Annotated in this window: 21 protein-coding genes and 1 other RNA gene; 9 read left to right on the top strand and 13 right to left on the bottom strand. The window is 49.2% G+C overall.

The genetic code is table 11. The features are described 5' to 3' along the window. Positions 1–2 precede the first annotated feature (2 nt). The 7 genes from ACJHYW_RS05480 to kbaZ form a co-directional block, all read right to left on the bottom strand. Positions 3–1157, bottom strand: a complete 1155-nt coding sequence (locus tag ACJHYW_RS05480; RefSeq protein WP_001114878.1) for an AgaS family sugar isomerase — start codon at positions 1155–1157, stop codon at positions 3–5. Between the two features lie 349 nt (positions 1158–1506). Next, positions 1507–2640 (bottom strand): N-acetylglucosamine-6-phosphate deacetylase, encoded by a 1134-nt coding sequence (gene nagA / locus ACJHYW_RS05475; protein ID WP_001361208.1) that lies wholly within the window; start codon positions 2638–2640, stop codon positions 1507–1509. Next, positions 2637–3071 (bottom strand): PTS galactosamine/N-acetylgalactosamine transporter subunit IIA, encoded by a 435-nt coding sequence (gene agaF / locus ACJHYW_RS05470; RefSeq protein WP_000948834.1) that lies wholly within the window; start codon positions 3069–3071, stop codon positions 2637–2639. Before agaF ends, nagA begins: the two co-directional genes overlap by 4 nt. Positions 3072–3088: 17 nt before the next feature. Beyond that, a complete protein-coding gene (gene agaE, locus ACJHYW_RS05465; RefSeq protein ID WP_001298314.1) occupies positions 3089–3967 on the bottom strand; it encodes a PTS N-acetylgalactosamine transporter subunit IID in 879 nt (292 codons plus the stop codon). Further along, a complete protein-coding gene (agaW, locus tag ACJHYW_RS05460) occupies positions 3957–4736 on the bottom strand; it encodes a PTS N-acetylgalactosamine transporter subunit IIC (protein WP_000406214.1) in 780 nt (259 codons plus the stop codon). Before agaW ends, agaE begins: the two co-directional genes overlap by 11 nt. Positions 4737–4746: 10 nt before the next feature. Next, positions 4747–5220 carry a PTS N-acetylgalactosamine transporter subunit IIB gene (gene agaV / locus ACJHYW_RS05455; protein ID WP_001295547.1) on the bottom strand — a complete coding sequence of 158 codons (474 nt, stop codon included), beginning with the start codon at positions 5218–5220 and terminating at the stop codon, positions 4747–4749. A 22-nt stretch (positions 5221–5242) separates the two neighbouring features. Then, positions 5243–6523 carry a tagatose-bisphosphate aldolase subunit KbaZ gene (kbaZ, locus tag ACJHYW_RS05450; protein WP_000681961.1) on the bottom strand — a complete coding sequence of 427 codons (1281 nt, stop codon included), beginning with the start codon at positions 6521–6523 and terminating at the stop codon, positions 5243–5245. Between the two features lie 248 nt (positions 6524–6771). Here kbaZ and agaR point away from each other — a divergent pair, with 248 nt between their 5' ends. Beyond that, positions 6772–7581, top strand: a complete 810-nt coding sequence (gene agaR / locus ACJHYW_RS05445) for an aga operon transcriptional regulator AgaR (RefSeq protein ID WP_000072187.1) — start codon at positions 6772–6774, stop codon at positions 7579–7581. A gap of 54 nt (positions 7582–7635) precedes the next feature. Here the strand turns inward: agaR and yhaV are convergent, their stop codons facing one another. From yhaV to garD, 3 genes are all read right to left on the bottom strand, one after another. After that, a complete protein-coding gene (yhaV, locus tag ACJHYW_RS05440) occupies positions 7636–8100 on the bottom strand; it encodes a type II toxin-antitoxin system ribonuclease toxin YhaV (protein ID WP_000347273.1) in 465 nt (154 codons plus the stop codon). Further along, positions 8100–8435 carry a type II toxin-antitoxin system antitoxin PrlF gene (gene prlF, locus ACJHYW_RS05435; protein WP_001308975.1) on the bottom strand — a complete coding sequence of 112 codons (336 nt, stop codon included), beginning with the start codon at positions 8433–8435 and terminating at the stop codon, positions 8100–8102. The genes yhaV and prlF overlap by 1 nt, the downstream gene beginning before the upstream one ends. 148 nt (positions 8436–8583) lie before the next feature. Next, positions 8584–10155 (bottom strand): galactarate dehydratase, encoded by a 1572-nt coding sequence (gene garD, locus ACJHYW_RS05430; protein WP_001273756.1) that lies wholly within the window; start codon positions 10153–10155, stop codon positions 8584–8586. Positions 10156–10529: 374 nt separating this feature from the next. On the opposite strand from garD, the gene garP reads away from it, so the two are divergent. From garP to rnpB, 5 genes are all read left to right on the top strand, one after another. Beyond that, positions 10530–11864 (top strand): galactarate/glucarate/glycerate transporter GarP, encoded by a 1335-nt coding sequence (garP, locus tag ACJHYW_RS05425; RefSeq protein ID WP_000599651.1) that lies wholly within the window; start codon positions 10530–10532, stop codon positions 11862–11864. A 15-nt stretch (positions 11865–11879) separates the two neighbouring features. Continuing rightward, the gene (gene garL, locus ACJHYW_RS05420) at positions 11880–12650 is read left to right on the top strand and encodes a 2-dehydro-3-deoxyglucarate aldolase (protein ID WP_001058227.1); all 771 of its coding nucleotides are present in this window, start codon (positions 11880–11882) and stop codon (positions 12648–12650) included. Between the two features lie 29 nt (positions 12651–12679). Further along, entirely contained in the window at positions 12680–13570 is an 891-nt protein-coding gene (garR, locus tag ACJHYW_RS05415) for a 2-hydroxy-3-oxopropionate reductase (RefSeq protein WP_001361209.1), read from the top strand. A 96-nt stretch (positions 13571–13666) separates the two neighbouring features. After that, on the top strand, positions 13667–14812 hold the full coding sequence (garK, locus tag ACJHYW_RS05410; RefSeq protein ID WP_001361210.1) for a glycerate 2-kinase: 1146 nt from the start codon (positions 13667–13669) through the stop codon (positions 14810–14812). 32 nt (positions 14813–14844) lie between these two features. Next, positions 14845–15221, top strand: an RNA gene (gene rnpB, locus ACJHYW_RS05405) — RNase P RNA component class A. A gap of 219 nt (positions 15222–15440) precedes the next feature. Here rnpB and ACJHYW_RS05400 read toward each other — a convergent pair. From ACJHYW_RS05400 to tdcR, 3 genes are all read right to left on the bottom strand, one after another. Next, complete coding sequence (locus ACJHYW_RS05400; RefSeq protein WP_061092737.1) at positions 15441–16628, bottom strand: YhaC family protein; 1188 nt, start codon at positions 16626–16628, stop codon at positions 15441–15443. A 21-nt stretch (positions 16629–16649) separates the two neighbouring features. Then, positions 16650–17189: a protein YhaB gene (gene yhaB / locus ACJHYW_RS05395; RefSeq protein WP_000675736.1), complete on the bottom strand. Its 540-nt coding sequence runs from the start codon at positions 17187–17189 to the stop codon at positions 16650–16652. 255 nt (positions 17190–17444) lie between these two features. Further along, positions 17445–17663, bottom strand: coding sequence for a transcriptional activator TdcR (gene tdcR / locus ACJHYW_RS05390; RefSeq protein WP_000033206.1), 219 nt, complete (start codon positions 17661–17663; stop codon positions 17445–17447). A gap of 314 nt (positions 17664–17977) precedes the next feature. Here tdcR and tdcA point away from each other — a divergent pair, with 314 nt between their 5' ends. From tdcA to tdcC, 3 genes are all read left to right on the top strand, one after another. After that, positions 17978–18916, top strand: coding sequence for a transcriptional regulator TdcA (gene tdcA, locus ACJHYW_RS05385; RefSeq protein ID WP_000104211.1), 939 nt, complete (start codon positions 17978–17980; stop codon positions 18914–18916). Between the two features lie 98 nt (positions 18917–19014). Beyond that, positions 19015–20004: a bifunctional threonine ammonia-lyase/L-serine ammonia-lyase TdcB gene (tdcB, locus tag ACJHYW_RS05380; RefSeq protein ID WP_000548347.1), complete on the top strand. Its 990-nt coding sequence runs from the start codon at positions 19015–19017 to the stop codon at positions 20002–20004. A gap of 21 nt (positions 20005–20025) precedes the next feature. Next, positions 20026–21357 (top strand): threonine/serine transporter TdcC, encoded by a 1332-nt coding sequence (gene tdcC / locus ACJHYW_RS05375; RefSeq protein ID WP_000107721.1) that lies wholly within the window; start codon positions 20026–20028, stop codon positions 21355–21357. Positions 21358–21364: the final 7 nt, after the last annotated feature.

The following is a 21364-nucleotide window of genomic DNA, read 5'->3' as shown; positions in this document are numbered from 1 at the left end:
TCTTATGCCTGCCACGGATGAATGATTACGCCTTGCACCACGCGGTTAACGGTGCCACTGGCTGATGGGGTATCCGGCGTATTACCCATGTGCAGCGACTGCATCAGTGCAAATGTCTGGGCGTACATCAGGAAGCAAAATGCCTGCTCAACGTCGATAAAGTGACGGGACGGCGGCAGGATGATATGTGGACCGGCGGTAATAACGTCGTTGCTTTCCGCGGCGATGGCGATTACGCGCAATGCCTGGTTATCGCGGCGGAGTTCTGCCAGCAGATCAAGATCATACTGACGGGTGTAAGGGTGGCTGGAGACAAACACCACCACCAGCGTTTCGTTATCGACCAGCGATTTCGGGCCATGACGGAATCCGGTCGGGGAATCATAAAAGGCCGCCAGTTTACCCGCCGTCAGTTCCAGTACTTTCAGCGCCGACTCGCGTGCTGCGCCCTGTAAGCCACCGCTGCCGAGATAAACGATCCGTTTCCACGGTGCGTAACCAAACACACCTGCGCTGAAATCGCCCAGTGAGGTCAGGATCGCCTGGCAACGATCCGCCACGTCGCGGAAGCTCTGGCTGTTGATCGTCTCAGGTGCGAAAACCGCGAGGCAGCTGGCCATCATGGTGGTAATGCTGCTGGTCATCGCAAAGCCGCGATCGTGCGTTTCTGCGGGCATCAGCAGGGCAAACGCGTTGTCGCTGTTGATCGCGTTTTGGTAAAGAGCGCCCGCTTCGTTGCAGGTGATCGGCAGGTGATAGCATTCTGGTACAAATTGATTTGCAAGTTCCACGGCGGCGACGCTTTCCGGGCTGTTGCCGGATCGACCGAAGGAGATCAACAGTAGCGGATGAGCTGGATTCAGGTAGTCCATCGGATTAGTGACCAGATCGGTGGTCGGTACGGCGCTGAAGTTTTTACCGGTATGGCTGGCGAGCCACGGCGCGATGATGTCACCGATAAATGCCGAGGTTCCGGCTCCGGTCAGGATTACCCGCAGATTCTCTTTGCGCAGTAACGGTTCAAGGAAGTTATTGAGCGCGGAACGTAGCGCGTCGATGTTGGTGAGTGAACGGATCCATGCGCGAGGCTGATGGCGGATCTCTTCTTCAGTCCATGTACCGGTTGCGGCAGCAGCAGGGGTGTAATTTTCTGGCATAACTCAATCCTTAGTCTGATGAACTTGACGTCGGGCGTTGTCGCTTTCGCTTACCTTTCGTTTCATTTCACTTGGTGATGTCTTTCGTTGATTAAAATCTATAGAAAAGAAACTGAAAGTTCAATGGAGAAAAAAGAAATAAAACGAAATTTGTGATCATTGAAAGAAAAGACAAGGGAAGATTAAAGGATTGCGTGATAACGTCGCTATGTTCACCGATTGCCGGATGCGGCGTACCGTAGGTCGAAGAAGACGCGTCAGCGTCGCATCCGACACCCTGCACAGAGCACAACGAAAGAAAAAGAAAGGCCTTACGGGGGAAGTGAAGGCCCAATAAAGGAGCAAACCATCAAAACGAAGCTAATTGACCCTGAATCCAGATTTGTTGCACATGCAGCCCGCTATCCAGCGCAACGACGCTGGCGCGTTTGCCCGGTTTAAGCGATCCCAGAACACCATCAACACCCAGCATACGCGCCGGATGCAGCGATGCCATATGGATGGCTTCCGCAGGCGTTACGCCCGTCAACTCGACCATGTTGCGCACTGCCGCATCGACAGACAGCGTACTGCCCGCCAGCCCACCGGACGCGGTACGGACAACGCCATCGTGCATCTGCACTTCTTCACCACATAACGTATAGCGACCATCCGGCATCCCGGCTGCCTGCATCGCGTCGGTGATCAGCACGATTCTCTCTTTCGCACAGCAACAACACAGCGACATCGCCGCCGGATGTACATGATGACCATCGGCTATCAGTTCCAGCCAGGCGCGCTTGTCCGTTAATCCCGCGCCAACCATTCCCGGTTCGCGGTGATGTAAACCTGTCATCCCGTTATAGCAATGCACCAGGCCGTCGGCACCAGCGTCAAACGCGGCACGGGTTTGTTGCCAGGTCGCCGCGCTATGCCCCAGCATCACCCGTACGTTTTGCTGTTTAAGATGGCGGATGGCCTGCAATGCCCCTTCTTTTTCTGGTGCCAGCGCTACCACGCGCAAGGTGTGCTGAGAAACGGCAATCAATTGATCCAGCTCGGCAATTTCCAGCTCGCGAAACAGCTCCGGCGGATGCGCGCCTTTATTCTGCGGCGTGAAGTACGGTCCTTCGAGATAACTCCCCAGCACTTGCGCACCAGGTCCGCCACGCTGGCAGCGTAGAGCAATACGTTTCAGCGCCGCATGAATGGTATTAAGCGGCGCGGTTACGGTGGTCGGTAACCAACTGCCGACACCTTCGCGTGCCTTGTGCATTGCCAGCTTGTCGAGCGCATCCGGCGCGTCATCCATTACATCAACGCCCGCACCACCGTGTACATGGGTGTCGATGTAAGCGGGGCAGAGCAGTTCCGCATCGCGTTCAGTCACGCCCACTGGAATCGGTTCGATTGCTGCGATTACACCGTCAGCAATACGCAACTGATGGTCATCGAGCCATCCCTCTTCAGTCAGCAGCCTTCTGGCGCGCAGAACGTGTGTCATATTCCTTCCTCGACCGGACATTCTTCATGGCAGCGGCCTAACTCGTCCACCAGACTGGTCAGCCCACGGTGTCCACACTCCAGCGCCTGCACACGGAACTCTTCACCGCTTAACCCTTCGCGCTCCAGCACCATCTCCAGTAGCAGTTGCAAATTGGTGCCGGTGATCACTTCACAGCCCGGTTTTTGCATCGCCAGCGTTGAAGCTACGCGAAACGGCGTGCCGCCCAGCAAATCCGTCAGAAAAACAATGCCGTCTTCACAATCCAGTTGGACGATGGCCTCTTCAAGCTGCGATGTAAGCAGCGCGGTGCTTGAGGTTTCCGGAAAATCGATGGCGATAAACTGCGATTGCTCACCGAGAATTTGCTTCATTGCTTTTTCCATGCCGCTGGCAAATCCGCCATGCCCTGTCAAAATAATACTTAACATCTAATACCTCATTGTATTTAAAGGAAATGGCAGAATTTACCGACGATGCCGAGAACCACGGTAATCGCAATCAGGCGCAGCGGACTCCAGCCGCGGCGTACCAGCCAGAACATGGTCAGGGTGTAGACCAGTGGTAAGAAGGCAGGCATCAGTTTGTCGATAACATCAGCCTGTAACTTAACCACTGCGTCGCCCGCTGTGATTTCCAGCGTGGTGCTTAAACGAACATAGGTTGCCACCAGCGCGCCGATTACCGTCATCCCAACGATAGATGCCGCATGGCCGACTTTTTTGGTATTTGCTTTAATGAGTGGAATCGCCGCCACGCCCATGCGGTAAGCATAATGTGCAAGACCAAAACGCAAACCGAGATGCACCACGTTGAACAGCACAATAAAGACGACTGCGCCAAGAATAGAGCCTTGTAGCGCGAGGCTTGCGCCTATCCCGCCACAAATCGGCAGTAGCGTTAGCCAGAACATCGCATCGCCAATCCCGCCGAGCGGCGCACCGACGGCAATTTTGGTGCTCTGAATACTGTTAACGTCCTGCTTAGAACGCTCCATCGCAAGGATAATGCCGATAACAAACGTCACCAGAAACGGATGGGTATTGAAGAAACCCATATGCCCCTTCATGGCGCGCGCCAGGTCGCGTTTATTAGTGTGGATCTTTTTCAGAGCAGGCAGCAGACCGTACAACCAGCCGGAAGCCTGCATACGTTCGTAGTTAAAAGACGCTTGTAACAGCATGGAACGCCAGGCGACGCGGTTGATATCTTTTTTCGTCAGCTCCGCGCCAATACTCTGATCTTCATACACGTTTTCATTGACGCCAGTCAGCAGTGTTTCTTCGTTTTCACTGACGTTCGGCAGGGTAGTTTGATTAGATGCCATCTTCAAATTCCTCTTTCTGTGCCGCAGGTTGAGTCGGTTCAGGAGATTTACGCAGCAAGTCGATCAGCGCCATCGCCAGCGCAGCGGCAGCAATAGCCAACACCGGTAACTTGAGCCAGGCTGCGGCAACAAAGCCCAGGATGAAGTAGGGGATGTAGACGTTTTTCATCATGATTTTCAGCAACACGGCAAAACCGATTGCTGGCATGATGCCGCCCGCGACGCCGAGGCCGTCGATTAATCGTTGCGGCAGGACATCAATGATGGTTTTGGCATGTTCTGCGCCGAAGTAGATAGGCAGGAAAGCGCAGAGAAAATAGAAAGTGCCGAGTGCCAGCAGTGCCAGATAGTTCACGCGTTCAATGCCGCGTGTATCGGCGTTCTCCGCCATCCGGTCGCAGCGGGACATTACGCCAGACATCACCGAGAACAGGAAGGTAATCCCCATCTGTACTGCGACAGCGAAAGGTACGGCGACACCGACCGCGACATCGGGTTTCACGCCGGTGGTTATGGCAAACGCCGTGCCGACGATAGTACCGATAATCACGTTAGGCGGCTGTGCGCCCGCCAGCGGAGCCAGCCCCATCCACACCAGTTCCAGCGTACCCCCGGTTAAAATACCGGTATGCAGATCGCCAAGTACCAGCCCGACCAACGGGCCGAGGACCACCGGGCGGTGCATATGGGTTAGGCCGTTAAACATATCCAGGCCGGCGATAAAGGCGATAATGCCCAACGCGAATGCCTGCAACAGACTGATTTCCATGATGAATCCCTCAAAGTAATTTAAAGAGGTCCACTGCAGGCTCTGTCGGGACGCCCTGAACGAAGCATTCCACCCCAGCGGCTTTCAGGTCGTTAAATGCTGCGATATCACCCGCATCCACAGAAACCGTTTTGGCGATTTGTTGCTTGCCATTGGCGTAGTGCATATTGCCAACGTTAATGCGATTCACCGGAACGCCACCTTTTACCAGCGTCAGGAAATCGGCAGGTGTTTTACAAACCAGCAGGATTTTCTGTCGATCGGCGGCGCGATGAATGTTGTCGATGACTTTTTGCAGCGTCCAGAAACGTACGGCGATCCCTTCTGCCAGTACCATTTCCATCAGGTTTTGTTGTACCGGATCTTCGGCAACCTCATCGTTGGCTACCAGCACCAGATTTGCCCCCGCAAATCCGACCCACTGAACGCCGACCTGACCGTGAATCAAACGCTCATCAATCCGGCTTAAAACAATATTTGGCATAGCGTGTTCCTCTTTGTTTTGCTTATTGGCCTTCACAGGCTGTGTGGTACTGCGCCAGGATGTCCTGAATATGGTTGATAATGAGTTCCCGTGGTGTTGGCTGCAGCTCGCCGGAGCGAACTTTCACGTATTGCAGCGGCAAATACTGGCTGATGAGCGGTAGCGGAATTGGTGAATCCGCCAGATTACGAACCAGATGAGCGAAAGCGTCATCAATCTGGCTGTCCGGCCAGTAATAGCGCACGCGATCCGAGTAGCTATAACCACGCGCCAGACGACGCGCGTTGCCGTCACCGTGGTAGTGGCTTTGCCAGTATTCCGGGCGATCGAGCATCACGTTTTCCAGCACCTGACGCAGACCAGAACAGGCATTTGCTGGTACCAGTTCTTCTTCAATCGCCGCCAGAGAGAACAGAGCTTCACGCAGGGCGAAGGTCAGCGCCGGGCCAACTTTCAGAATGGCAAAGTGGTCAATCACCAGCTGGCGCAGCGATTGCGGCGTTTGGTAATCGGTAGAGTGCGCTTCGAAAATCAGCGTTTCGTAGTTTTCGACCATCTGGCTTAAGGCGGTCGCTTTGACGGGCTGATAATCAATAACGTTGGTGTGATCGAATTCGACGCCGGGTTGTACCACCAGAGCAATGATGCGTGGCCAGATGGCACTCAGACCTTGCTTTTCAAAGGCGTGACGATGGGCTTCCAGCGTGGCGCGGGCGGCATCCGGCGTGGTGACCGCCAGCTCGCTTAAGGTTTCATGCGCGCCGCCAGGTACCGGTACTTCGGTACCAATGACATACACCAGATCGGCTTCGCCAAAGTGTTCACGACAGGTTTCTTCCGCCACTTTCGCCAGACGAGCGGCGCGTTCGGCCACGATGTCATCAGTTAAGGGAACCGGATCGTCCTGACAGGACATGCTGCAATCAAGGTGAATTTTTTTGAATCCTGCCGCCACGTAGCTTTTAATCAAATCATCGGCATTGGCCATTGCCTGAGCGGCAGGCAGGTTTTGCCAGCGGTTTGGCCCCAGATGGTCGCCACCCAGAATCAACGCATCCTGTGGGAAATTCAACGAGTCGGCGAGCTGACAAACAAAGCCGCGAAAATCGGCGGGCGTCATTCCGGTATAACCGCCGAACTGGTCCACCTGATTGGAGGTTGCTTCAATCAGTAACGGCGTTTGGTTTGCACTGGCGTAGCGGATTGCAGCTTCCAGCACCAGCGGATGTGCGGAACAAACGGCATAAATCCCATTTGTTTTGCCCTCTTTGTGCTGTCTCACCATTTCTGTCAGATGTTTCACTTTCCTCTCCAGTTCAGATTACTGCGATATTAATCTTTCGTTTTGTTTCAGTTGATACTGCGCTATGGTGAGATAAAAATAAAACGAAAGATAATAGTTTTCTGATCTGATTCACAAAAGAAACATAATGAAAGCCACTGAAACGAGAGTAGCTTGCGCCAATGGGTAAGGTGGGCTTGCATTTGCTTAATAGAAAGGCGTTAATAGGCAAAACGAAATGAAACGAAAGTTTTACGAAAGGACTTACTATGAGTAATACCGACGCTTCAGGCGAGAAGCGAGTGACAGGCACCAGTGAGCGACGAGAGCAGATCATTCAACGCCTGCGCCAGCAAGGAAGTGTGCAAGTTAATGATCTATCGGCGTTGTATGGTGTATCTACTGTGACGATCCGCAACGATCTGGCGTTTCTGGAAAAGCAGGGGATCGCTGTGCGTGCCTATGGTGGCGCGTTGATCTGCGATAGCACAACGCCGTCAGTCGAGCCATCAGTGGAAGATAAAAGCGCACTGAACACCGCGATGAAACGCAGCGTTGCGAAAGCTGCCGTTGAGTTGATTCAGCCTGGTCATCGGGTGATCCTCGACTCCGGGACTACCACTTTTGAGATTGCTCGTCTGATGCGCAAGCACACCGACGTAATTGCGATGACCAACGGTATGAACGTGGCTAATGCGTTGCTGGAAGCGGAAGGCGTTGAGCTGCTGATGACCGGGGGGCATTTGCGCCGTCAGTCGCAATCTTTTTACGGTGATCAGGCTGAGCAATCGCTGCAAAATTACCACTTCGATATGCTGTTTCTTGGTGTAGATGCGATCGATCTGGAGCGCGGCGTCAGCACGCATAATGAAGATGAAGCCCGTTTAAACCGTCGGATGTGCGAAGTTGCGGAACGGATCATCGTGGTCACCGATTCCAGTAAGTTCAACCGTTCCAGTTTACATAAGATCATTGATACTCAACGTATCGACATGATCATTGTTGATGAAGGCATTCCTGCGGATAGTCTGGAAGGACTGCGAAAGGCTGGGGTTGAAGTGATTCTGGTCGGGGAGTGAGAAAGGGTGCCCGCTGGTCAACACGAATGCGTTCGGCGGGCATTGTGAACACCATCAATGGGTTTCTTCTGTCTCTCGGGTGAGGGTTTCCCAGTCGGCAGGAGGATGTCCTCTTTTTAACATTTTGCTGAATACGGTATAGGCATCTGTTTTTTTACCGTAGGTGCGCAGAGTGTTTTCATCGTTCATCCATCCCAGAATGATGACTTTCTCTTTTTCACTATAACGAAAGAAGAGACGATAACGACCAGCACCAAATTTTACCCGTGACCAGTCTTTATTTTTCCCAGAGCCTAACGACTTGCCATGACGGAATGCCGGTGATGATGGATTGACCGTGATATGCTCCTCAATCACTTTATGGACTACCGCCAATAACTTTGTGGCGGCTTTTCTCTGATAATTTTCAGGATCTTTTCCCTTTAATGTCTCGACTTCGGCAACTAAAGCGTCGTAGGTTTCCTGAAAACAGGGATGAGCATATAGCGCCCAACCATTAACCCTTTGTGGAAAATCCATTATTCGTCGTCGCCAATCTCATCATCAATGTTGACGTCCATGCCAGCGACAAGTTTCTTTCCTTGTTGAATGTTGAATGGACGAGTTTTTTGCGGGTTGTTCTGGATATCTGCATCCAGAAAACGCAAAAATGCATTCATAGTATGATCCTCCTGTTCATCTCCCAGTCGGCACATAAATACTTGCCCACCAGGCAGAATTTCGTAATGAATGCTGTCCAGGCCTGGCTTCAGTTTTAAGGCCTCACGCACTGGCGCGGGGATAGTTGTTTGTCCGCGTATCGTGACCTTTGATTCAGTGGTCAGTACAGCGTGAGAGCGAGCATTAGCGGGCATGATTCACTGTCCTTTTACAGCCTGTTTTCTGCTCAAATTATAAGCTTGAACTAAGGTAATGCAAATGCATTATTAATGGGCGTGGGGACTTTAAACAATAAAAACATGGCACTAAGGCCATGTTTTGCGAGGGACGTTCCAAAAGAAATCAGGTCACCGGTGCCGGGTTAAACACCGCCAGCTGGTTATGCAGTCCCCATTGATCTGAGAAGGTTTTCTTCTTCCCGCTGGCGACGTCGAGAATAAAGTGGAACAACTTCCAGCCCACCTCTTCAATAGTTTCTTCGCCGGTAGCGATGGTGCCCGCATTAATATCCATTAAATCAAACCAGCGGTTCGCCAGCTCGGTGCGGGTTGCCATTTTAATGACGGGTACCGCCATCAGGCCGTACGGCGTACCACGACCGGTCGTAAACACTTGCACGGTGATACCCGAAGCCACCTGTTGCGTGCCACAGACAAAATCGCTGGCTGGCGTCGCGGCGTAAATTAATCCGCGTTTAGTCGGGCGTTGACCAGGCGACAGCACTTCAACAATTGCGCTTTTACCCGATTTAGCAATGGAGCCGAGCGCTTTCTCCACCACATTTGCCAGACCGCCTTTCTTGTTCCCCGGCGAAGGGTTGGCGCTGCGGTCGGTTTTTCCCATATTGAGATAGTTATCGTACCACTCCATCTCCTCCAGCAGCCGTTTGCCGACCTCTTCGTTCACTGCGCGTGGTGTCAGCAGATGGATCGCGTCACGCACTTCCGTGACTTCTGAAAACATCACCGTTGCGCCGCAGCGCACCAGTAGATCAGACGCATACCCAACCGCCGGGTTTGCCGTTACGCCAGAAAACGCATCGCTGCCGCCGCACTGCATGCCGACAACCAGTTCTGAAGCCGGACAGGTTTCTCGCTGCCGTTGATTCAGTTTGTGCAAATGGCGTTCGGCGACCTGCAAAATATCCTCGACCATGGACTGAAAGCCGACATGCTTTTCATCCTGCAAACTGACAATGCTGGCGCTTTCTACTGGAATAGCTTGCACATCATCCGTTCCAGTCAGCAGGCGCTCAGGCTGCAACTTTTCACAACCCAGACCAATCACCATTACTTCGCCGCCAAAGTTAGGGTTCAGCGAAATATTGTGGATGGTACGAATAGGCACAACTGCCGCCGGTGCGTTAATCGCCACGCCACAGCCGTACAAATGATTCAGCCCCACCACGCCATCGACGTTCGGGTATTTCGGTAGCAGATCGCGTTCAATGATTTTTACTACATAGTCCACCACGCCTGCTACACAGTGGACGCTGGTGGTGATGCCGAGCAGGTTTTTAGTGCCCACGCTGCCATCGGCATTGCGATAGCCCTCAAAGGTGTATCCTTCCAGCGGCGGTAAGGGTTCCGGGACTTTGGTTGCCAGTGGCAGCGTGTGTAACGGCGGCGCTTCCGGTAGTACAACCATTGATTCGTCGATCCAGCTTCCGCGTGGGATTGCGCGCACGGCGTAACCAATCACTTCGCCATAACGAATAATTTCACCATTAGCTGGAATGTCCAGCAATGCGACTTTATGCCCCTGGGGAATATGTTCAATTAATTCCAGCCCATCCGGAAAACGCGTTCCTGCTTTCAGGCCATTATCATTAACAATAATTGCCACATTATCTGTGTCGTGAACTTTTATATAAAACGCAGTTGGCGTTTCTTGTCTGATTTCGATGTTGGCCATTGTGCAATATTCTCCAGCCAGGGGTTATTAAAATGAGGACCTGGTCTCATTTAAAAATAAATGACTTCATTGGGTGAAATAAGAATGTCAGGAGTTTAAACGCAGAAATGTGATCAATGTCAATCATTTCAGGGATTGCAGTGCCGTCCGGCAAGGTAAAGCGCAAATCTGTGCTTTAGCGCGCAACCTTATGTGCATATGCTCAAAATAATATTTAAATAGTATTAATTAAATTAGCATTTGCACAATGATTATTATTCTCGCGCTGCTTATACTAATTCCCGAGTTCATTGCCGTAACGGCATAAATAAAACTCATAAATAACACCTTCCCCATAATAATAAAAATCAGCATAAGTACCCGAGGTAAATAAAATGATTCTGGACACCGTTGACGTAAAAAAGAAAGGCGTGCATACCCGCTATTTAATATTACTGATTATTTTTATTGTTACCGCCGTTAACTACGCCGATCGTGCAACGCTGTCTATTGCTGGTACCGAAGTGGCAAAAGAGTTGCAGTTAAGTGCGGTTTCGATGGGTTACATCTTCTCCGCTTTTGGCTGGGCCTACCTGCTGATGCAAATTCCCGGCGGCTGGCTGCTTGATAAGTTTGGCTCGAAAAAAGTTTACACCTACAGCCTCTTTTTCTGGTCGCTGTTCACCTTCCTGCAAGGCTTTGTTGATATGTTCCCGCTGGCCTGGGCAGGGATCTCCATGTTCTTTATGCGCTTTATGCTGGGGTTCTCGGAAGCGCCATCATTCCCGGCGAACGCCCGTATTGTCGCCGCCTGGTTCCCAACGAAAGAACGTGGTACTGCCTCCGCCATCTTTAACTCGGCGCAATATTTCTCGCTGGCGCTCTTTTCGCCGCTGCTTGGCTGGCTGACTTTCGCCTGGGGCTGGGAGCACGTCTTCACCGTTATGGGGGTGATTGGTTTTGTGCTGACGGCGCTGTGGATCAAGTTGATTCATAACCCGACAGATCACCCACGTATGTCTGCGGAAGAGCTGAAGTTTATCTCAGAAAATGGCGCGGTGGTCGATATGGACCACAAAAAGCCGGGCAGTGCGGCAGCAAGCGGTCCCAAACTGCATTACATCAAGCAATTGCTCTCTAACCGCATGATGCTGGGCGTATTTTTCGGACAATATTTTATCAACACCATCACTTGGTTCTTCCTCACCTGGTTCCCAATTTATCTGGTGCAGGAAAAAGGCATGTCGATTCTGAAAGTGGGTCTGGTCGCCTCGATTCCGGCACTGTGTGGCTTTGCGGGCGGCGTGCTGGGAGGTGTCTTCTCGGATTATCTGATCAAACGCGGTTTGTCCCTGACCCTGGCACGTAAGCTACCGATTGTGCTGGGAATGTTGCTGGCTTCCACCATCATCTTATGTAACTACACCAACAACACCACGCTGGTGGTCATGCTGATGGCGCTGGCTTTCTTTGGCAAAGGATTTGGTGCGCTGGGCTGGCCAGTGATTTCTGACACCGCGCCGAAAGAGATTGTTGGTCTCTGCGGCGGCGTCTTTAACGTCTTTGGCAATGTTGCCTCCATTGTCACTCCACTGGTGATTGGCTACCTGGTAAGTGAATTGCACTCCTTCAATGCAGCACTGGTTTTCGTGGGATGTTCAGCGCTGATGGCGATGGTCTGCTACCTCTTCGTAGTTGGCGACATTAAACGTATGGAATTGCAGAAATAAGCAAAGGTATAAGCGATGAATAACGATGTTTTCCCGAATAAATTCAAAGCCGCACTGGCTGCGAAACAGGTACAAATTGGTTGCTGGTCAGCACTCTCTAACCCGATTAGCACTGAAGTTCTTGGTTTGGCTGGGTTTGACTGGCTGGTGCTGGATGGCGAACATGCGCCAAACGATATCTCCACGTTTATTCCGCAGTTAATGGCCCTGAAAGGCAGCGCCAGCGCGCCAGTAGTACGAGTGCCGACCAACGAGCCGGTAATTATTAAGCGTCTTCTGGATATCGGTTTCTATAACTTCCTGATTCCTTTTGTAGAAACAAAAGAGGAAGCAGAGCAGGCGGTGGCATCAACCCGTTACCCACCGGAAGGCATTCGCGGCGTCTCCGTTTCTCACCGCGCCAATATGTTTGGCACCGTGGCGGATTATTTCGCTCAGTCGAACAAGAACATCACCATTCTGGTCCAGATAGAAAGTCAGCAGGGCGTAGATAACGTCGATGCCATTGCCGCTACCGAAGGCGTAGACGGTATCTTCGTCGGCCCCAGCGATCTGGCTGCGGCATTAGGCCATCTCGGCAATGCCTCGCACCCGGATGTACAAAAAGCAATTCAGCATATTTTTAACCGTGCCAGTGCGCACGGCAAACCCAGCGGTATCCTCGCACCGGTCGAAGCCGATGCGCGTCGTTATCTGGAATGGGGGGCGACGTTTGTGGCTGTCGGCAGCGATCTCGGCGTCTTCCGCTCTGCCACTCAGAAACTGGCTGATACCTTTAAAAAATAACCACCACCGCAACAAGAGAGATGATTGATATGACTATGAAAGTTGGTTTTATTGGCCTGGGGATTATGGGTAAACCAATGAGTAAAAACCTTCTGAAAGCAGGTTACTCGCTGGTGGTTGCTGACCGTAACCCAGAAGCTATTGCTGACGTGATTGCTGCAGGTGCAGAAACAGCCTCTACGGCTAAAGCGATCGCTGAACAGTGCGACGTCATCATAACCATGCTGCCAAACTCCCCTCATGTGAAAGAGGTGACGCTGGGTGAGAATGGCATTATTGAAGGCGCGAAGCCTGGTACGGTATTGATCGATATGAGTTCTATCGCACCGCTGGCAAGCCGTGAAATCAGCGAAGCGCTGAAAGCGAAAGGCATTGATATGCTGGATGCTCCGGTGAGCGGCGGTGAACCGAAAGCTATCGACGGTACGCTGTCAGTGATGGTGGGCGGCGACAAGGCCATTTTCGACAAATACTATGATTTGATGAAAGCAATGGCGGGTTCCGTGGTGCATACCGGGGAAATTGGTGCAGGTAACGTTACCAAACTGGCGAATCAGGTCATTGTGGCGCTGAATATTGCCGCGATGTCAGAAGCGTTAACGCTGGCAACCAAAGCGGGCGTTAACCCGGATTTGGTGTATCAGGCAATTCGCGGTGGACTGGCGGGCAGTACCGTGCTGGATGCCAAAGCGCCGATGGTGATGGACCGCAACTTCAAGCCGGGCTTCCGTATTGATCTGCATATTAAGGATCTGGCAAATGCGCTGGATACTTCCCACGGCGTCGGCGCGCAACTGCCGCTCACAGCTGCGGTTATGGAGATGATGCAGGCACTGCGAGCAGATGGTTTAGGAACGGCAGATCATAGCGCCCTGGCGTGCTACTACGAAAAACTGGCGAAAGTCGAAGTTACTCGTTAATGACGTCGTGCCCGGATGGCGTATTGCAATCCGGGCCTGGAATCCAGGCCGAATAAGAGAAACGCCCTCCGGCGTCATGTGGTAACAGGCATAGGTATGAAAATCGTAATCGCCCCAGACTCTTATAAAGAAAGTTTATCTGCCAGCGAGGTTGCGCAGGCGATAGAAAAAGGATTTCGGGAAATTTTTCCTGATGCACAGTACGTTTCTGTTCCTGTTGCCGACGGTGGCGAAGGAACGGTGGAAGCGATGATTGCAGCCACCCAGGGTTCCGAACGTCACGCCTGGGTTACAGGGCCGCTGGGCGAGAAGGTGAATGCCAGTTGGGGGATCTCCGGCGATGGCAAAACCGCGTTTATTGAAATGGCGGCGGCCAGTGGGCTGGAGCTGGTACCTGCGGAAAAACGTGATCCACTCGTGACCACTTCACGCGGCACAGGCGAGTTAATTCTGCAGGCGCTGGAGAGCGGCGCGACAAACATTATTATCGGCATTGGCGGTAGCGCTACAAATGATGGCGGTGCAGGCATGGTACAGGCGCTGGGGGCGAAATTATGCGACGCCAACGGCAATGAAATTGGTTTTGGCGGCGGTAGTCTTAATACTCTGAATGATATTGATATTTCCGGCCTCGATCAGCGCTTAAAAGATTGCGTCATTCGCGTCGCTTGTGATGTCACCAATCCGCTGGTGGGCGATAACGGCGCATCGCGCATCTTTGGCCCACAAAAGGGAGCCAGTGAAGCGATGATTGTTGAGCTGGACAATAACCTCTCTCACTATGCCGATGTCATTAAAAAAGCGCTGCATGTTGATGTGAAAGATGTCCCCGGCGCAGGAGCTGCGGGTGGTATGGGCGCGGCGCTAATGGCGTTTCTTGGTGCGGAACTGAAAAGTGGTATTGAAATCGTCACGACGGCGCTGAATCTGGAGGAACATATTCACGATTGTACGCTGGTGATCACCGGTGAAGGGCGTATTGACAGCCAGAGTATACACGGCAAGGTTCCGATTGGCGTCGCAAACGTGGCGAAAAAGTACCATAAACCGGTGATTGGCATTGCGGGTAGCCTGACCAATGATGTTGGCGTTGTACATCAGCATGGCATTGATGCGGTCTTCAGCGTATTGACCAGTATTGGTACGTTGGACGAAGCATTCCGCGGGGCTTATGACAATATTTACCGTGCTTCACGTAATATCGCCGCGACACTGGCGATTGGAATGCGCAACGCGGGGTGACAAGGGCGCGCAAACCCTCTATACTGCGCGCCGAAGCTGACCAGACAGTCGCCGCTTCGTCGTCGTCCTCTTCGGGGGAGACGGGCGGAGGGGAGGAAAGTCCGGGCTCCATAGGGCAGGGTGCCAGGTAACGCCTGGGGGGGAAACCCACGACCAGTGCAACAGAGAGCAAACCGCCGATGGCCCGCGCAAGCGGGATCAGGTAAGGGTGAAAGGGTGCGGTAAGAGCGCACCGCGCGGCTGGTAACAGTCCGTGGCACGGTAAACTCCACCCGGAGCAAGGCCAAATAGGGGTTCATAAGGTACGGCCCGTACTGAACCCGGGTAGGCTGCTTGAGCCAGTGAGCGATTGCTGGCCTAGATGAATGACTGTCCACGACAGAACCCGGCTTATCGGTCAGTTTCACCTGTTTTACGTAAAAACCCGCTTCGGCGGGTTTTTGCTTTTGGAGGAGCGGAAAGATGAATGACTGTCCACGACGCTATACCCAAAAGAAAGCGGCTTATCGGTCAGTTTCACCTGTTTTACGTAAAAACCCGCTTCGGCGGGTTTTTGCTTTTGGAGCATAGTGTAAGATGAATAAATATCTACGGTATTAATAATAGACTTTGTAAGAAATTATTAAGTCTATATTGCATTTAAAAGGTCGTAATCATACGTATAGTCCTCTCTGGTAAAATATTGCTTCTCTGAGTTATAAGCTTCATATGTGTTATATTTTACGACCTCAAAGCAATTGTCAGGAGAATTTTCGTCTTTCTCTAGTGTATTATCTGAAAGGAATTCCTCTGAGCTAGAATCCTCTATGTTTAAATCTGTATTGTAATTAATTTTTGGATCGATAAGATAAGCATTTTCTTTGACGCTTTCATAATCTTTAATGATTATATCGATGTAATAATCTATTTTTTCTGATGAGAATCCTTTCATCTCTGGTAATTTAATTCTGTTCAAGTAATTGTTAATTTTCGATGAGCTTTTATATATTTCTTTTGTTAATTCATTTTCTAATTGATCTGTTAGAGTTGCTCTTGGTATAGATTCTATAATTGCAAGTCTCATGATTTTTAATTGTTCTTCGGTAATATCTCCAAGCGCATTTAAACAACTTTCGACAAGCTTAATTTTTTCTTCAGAATACATATCGTTAATGCTTGTTATAACAGGCGTTATTTTTAGTAAATAATCCCATGAGATTGTGGCGTTTTGTTTTGAACTAACGAAATTTACCTGAAACATGTTGGCATTAGTAAAATCTGTGTCATCCAATTTAAAAGGATTTAAAATTGTATTGGCCATATGTTTATCTGTAAAATCATAAAGTTCTAAATCGACATTCCGTAAGTCCAGAGAGGATAGATCAACTATACCTCCACTCCCACAACTAAAGATTACGTTCAACCTCCTGATTTCATTGTAAATGTCTTTCAATGGGCAATTAACATTGATATTGCCTGTGGATATTTCCTGGTTTTTTAACGGTTCATTAATTGTAAGTTCACAGGTATTGTCTGATCGTTGAATAATTCGGGCGTTATAACCAAAAAAATCCAGACGAAGAGACGAATCATTATAAAGAATTACATTTTGTAAGTACGCTAATTCTTTTTGAAAATCACCAGTGATAATGCATTTCCCACCTGGTTGTAACGCGTTAAGTAAAGTGACCATTTCAATAGAGGTCTGTTTTAGTTTTTCTATACCTGGTGCTAGTGCTTCGAGGTTATTAACTATGGGGCTTTCAGGAAGGTCATTCATTTTTCGACGGGCTAAATCACTACTAATATTATTACCAATTGATGAAACAGGGGACATTATTTTATCCTTTATAAATAATCAATAAAAATCATTATTAAAATGATCGGGTGAAAAAAAGAGAATTTGCCAACAATCTGAAGGAATGGAGGTTTTATTAAAGTACGTAGGGGGGGTTAAGATGGCTTCTTTTCGGGTGAATTTTGCACAATACTTAGAAATCGTCTCCTTAATACATTCCAGCTCTTTTTTATTGACGGCTGAGCAAATACATTGTTCACCAAAAGGTGCAAAAGTGCCTACATCTAATGTTTGTATGATATAATCGTCATGTTCTCCTGTAGAAATATCTATGATGAATGGACTCATATTTTCCGGTTGGATTCGGATCATGACAGAAGGAATATCGCCTTGATAGAAATTCAATGCAGTAATTGCAGATAATACTCTCCGCAGTTCATTACTTATACTGTATATTTTATTAACGTCATTGGTGGAGACAATTTCTGCAAACTTTCTTTTTACCGTCCAATAATCAATATTTCTGTTGTGATTGTTAACCACTGCGTGCATTGGCGGGATTGAAGGGTGAAAAATATGTGCAATTGGGAAGCCTTTCATTGATGCCTGCCTTGTCATCATGACAAACAATAATAGATGCTTATTTTCCTCGCACGGCACTTTCGCACTATCAAAAAACGCTCATTTACCCGGCATTACAGTAAACGAAGCAACATTCTGTGGCCTACGCCGATCAAAAGCTCTGTGAAAATTCCCCTTGTTGTCTTTGGCTGACCTTATCGCGGCGACCAGCAATTATTCGTTTTGTGATCCTCAACACAAAATGCTATTCGTCGCCTATGAGGGGAGAGGAATTTATGGAAAACGATTGCATTCACAAAATGACGTCCTGTCAGAAGAGAAAAAGTTGACGTTAATCAATTGTTCGAGATGATCAATACCTGTATTCGAAATTTTAAAATATTGATAAAATAAATGTTTGTTCTCCAACAAATAGCGTGAAAAAATGTGACGTGCCGCATTATTTATCGCTGAAAATGGTTTATTTATAATAAAATTTGAGAACTTGCTCATTAAATTTAACTCAAATTTTGCCTGGTAATTATCCGGTAATTGCTTGAAATATGGCCTCAACCCCTTTTTTGTATTAACCACATAACGAATGATGTTATCGCCATAAAATATGGTTATCCCCGTCATTTTTTTTGACAAAAATCAGGGTTTATGCTGATTTTTATACTTTAACTTATTGATATATAAAGATATTTAATTGGAATAACGATACCCTGGAAAGTATTGAAAGTTAATTTGTGAGTGGTCGCACATATCCTGTTCATTTCATTTTGATACACTTCATGCCGTCAATGAGGTAATTAACGTAGGTCGTTATGAGCACTATTCTTCTTCCGAAAACGCAGCACCTGGTAGTCTTTCAGGAAGTCATTAGAAGTGGCTCTATCGGCTCGGCTGCAAAAGAATTAGGGTTAACTCAACCGGCCGTCAGTAAAATCATTAACGATATTGAAGATTATTTTGGCGTGGAATTAGTGGTGCGGAAAAATACCGGTGTAACATTAACACCTGCCGGTCAATTGTTACTCTCCCGTTCCGAATCCATTACCCGTGAAATGAAAAATATGGTTAATGAGATAAGCGGTATGTCTTCTGAGGCGGTGGTGGAAGTCTCATTTGGTTTTCCTTCATTGATTGGTTTTACTTTTATGTCAGGGATGATCAACAAGTTCAAAGAGGTGTTCCCGAAAGCGCAGGTTTCTATGTATGAAGCGCAACTGTCTTCGTTCTTACCGGCAATCCGCGACGGTCGACTTGATTTTGCGATTGGTACGTTAAGCGCAGAAATGAAGCTTCAGGATTTACATGTTGAGCCGCTGTTCGAGTCCGAGTTTGTGCTGGTAGCCAGTAAGTCCCGAACATGCACCGGCACCACCACGCTGGAGTCGTTGAAGAACGAACAGTGGGTGTTGCCACAAACCAATATGGGATACTACAGCGAGCTGCTCACCACGTTACAAAGAAATGGCATCAGTATTGAAAACATCGTTAAAACCGACTCAGTCGTGACAATTTATAATCTTGTTCTCAATGCTGATTTCTTAACTGTAATTCCATGTGATATGACATCACCTTTTGGTTCTAATCAATTTATTACTATTCCGGTTGAAGAAACATTACCTGTGGCACAATATGCCGCGGTATGGTCGAAAAATTATCGTATTAAAAAAGCAGCATCGGTTTTGGTGGAATTAGCCAAAGAGTATTCATCTTATAATGGGTGTAGACGAAGGCAATTAATTGAAGTTGGTTAGTTATTTGTTTTTATTTAAACATAAATAATCCACCTGTCTGTTTTGCAGGTGTCGGTTACGGTTACCTACATATTTAATTCAGGCTAAGAGGTTTTATAATGCATATTACATACGATCTCCCGGTTGCTATTGATGACATCATTGAAGCAAAACAACGACTGGCTGGGCGAATTTATAAAACAGGCATGCCTCGCTCCAACTATTTTAGTGAACGTTGCAAAGGTGAAATATTCCTCAAATTCGAAAACATGCAGCGTACGGGTTCATTTAAAATTCGTGGCGCATTTAATAAATTAAGTTCACTGACCGATGCGGAAAAACGCAAAGGCGTGGTGGCCTGTTCTGCGGGCAACCATGCGCAAGGGGTTTCCCTCTCCTGCGCGATGCTGGGCATCGACGGTAAAGTGGTGATGCCAAAAGGTGCGCCAAAATCCAAAGTAGCGGCAACGTGCGACTACTCCGCAGAAGTCGTTCTGCATGGTGATAACTTCAACGACACTATCGCTAAAGTGAGCGAAATTGTCGAAATGGAAGGCCGTATTTTTATCCCACCTTACGATGATCCGAAAGTGATTGCTGGCCAGGGAACGATTGGTCTGGAAATTATGGAAGATCTCTATGATGTCGATAACGTGATTGTGCCAATTGGTGGTGGCGGTTTAATTGCTGGTATTGCGGTGGCAATTAAATCTATTAACCCGACCATTCGTGTTATTGGCGTACAGTCTGAAAACGTTCACGGCATGGCGGCTTCTTTCCACTCCGGAGAAATAACCACGCACCGAACTACCGGCACCCTGGCGGATGGTTGTGATGTCTCCCGCCCGGGTAATTTAACTTACGAAATCGTTCGTGAATTAGTCGATGACATCGTGCTGGTCAGCGAAGACGAAATCAGAAACAGTATGATTGCCTTAATTCAGCGCAATAAAGTCGTCACCGAAGGCGCAGGCGCTCTGGCATGTGCTGCATTATTAAGCGGTAAATTAGACCAATATATTCAAAACAGAAAAACCGTCAGTATTATTTCCGGCGGCAATATCGATCTTTCTCGCGTCTCTCAAATCACCGGTTTCGTTGACGCTTAATTAATTCGTTGAGGATAGGATATGAGTACTTCAGATAGCATTGTATCCAGCCAGACAAAACAATCGTCCTGGCGTAAATCAGATACCACATGGACGTTAGGCTTGTTTGGTACGGCAATCGGCGCCGGGGTGCTGTTCTTCCCTATCCGCGCAGGTTTTGGCGGACTGATCCCGATTCTTCTGATGTTGGTATTGGCATACCCCATCGCGTTTTATTGCCACCGGGCGCTGGCGCGTCTGTGTCTTTCTGGCTCTAACCCTTCCGGCAACATTACGGAAACGGTGGAAGAGCATTTTGGTAAAACTGGCGGCGTGGTTATCACGTTCCTGTACTTCTTCGCGATTTGCCCACTGCTGTGGATTTATGGCGTTACTATTACCAATACCTTTATGACGTTCTGGGAAAACCAGCTCGGCTTTGCACCGCTGAATCGCGGCTTTGTGGCGCTGTTCCTGTTGCTGCTGATGGCTTTCGTCATCTGGTTTGGTAAGGATCTGATGGTTAAAGTGATGAGCTACCTGGTATGGCCGTTTATCGCCAGCCTGGTGCTGATTTCTCTGTCGCTGATCCCTTACTGGAACTCTGCAGTTATCGACCAGGTTGACCTCGGTTCGCTGTCGTTAACTGGTCATGACGGTATCCTGATCACTGTCTGGCTGGGGATTTCCATCATGGTTTTCTCCTTTAACTTCTCGCCAATCGTCTCTTCCTTCGTGGTTTCTAAACGTGAAGAGTATGAGAAAGACTTCGGTCGCGACTTCACCGAACGTAAATGTTCCCAAATCATTTCTCGTGCCAGCATGCTGATGGTTGCAGTGGTGATGTTCTTTGCCTTTAGCTGCCTGTTTACGCTGTCTCCGGCCAACATGGCGGAAGCCAAAGCGCAGAATATTCCAGTGCTTTCTTATCTGGCTAACCACTTTGCGTCCATGACCGGTACCAAAACAACGTTCGCGATTACACTGGAATATGCGGCTTCCATCATCGCACTCGTGGCTATCTTCAAATCTTTCTTCGGTCACTATCTGGGGACGCTGGAAGGCTTGAATGGCCTGATTCTGAAGTTCGGTTATAAAGGTGACAAAACCAAAGTGTCGCTGGGTAAACTGAATACTCTCAGCATGATCTTCATCATGGGCTCCACCTGGGTTGTTGCCTACGCCAACCCGAACATCCTCGACCTGATTGAAGCCATGGGCGCACCGATTATCGCATCCCTGCTGTGCCTGTTGCCGATGTATGCCATCCGTAAAGCGCCGTCTCTGGCGAAATACCGTGGTCGTCTGGATAACGTGTTTGTTACCGTGATTGGTCTGCTGACCATCCTGAACATCGTATACAAACTGTTTTAATCCGTAA

The organism is Escherichia sp. WS3063, assembly GCF_046486595.1.
Lineage (GTDB): Bacteria > Pseudomonadota > Gammaproteobacteria > Enterobacterales > Enterobacteriaceae > Escherichia > Escherichia coli.
This window is presented reverse-complemented; position numbering and strand designations above follow the sequence as displayed.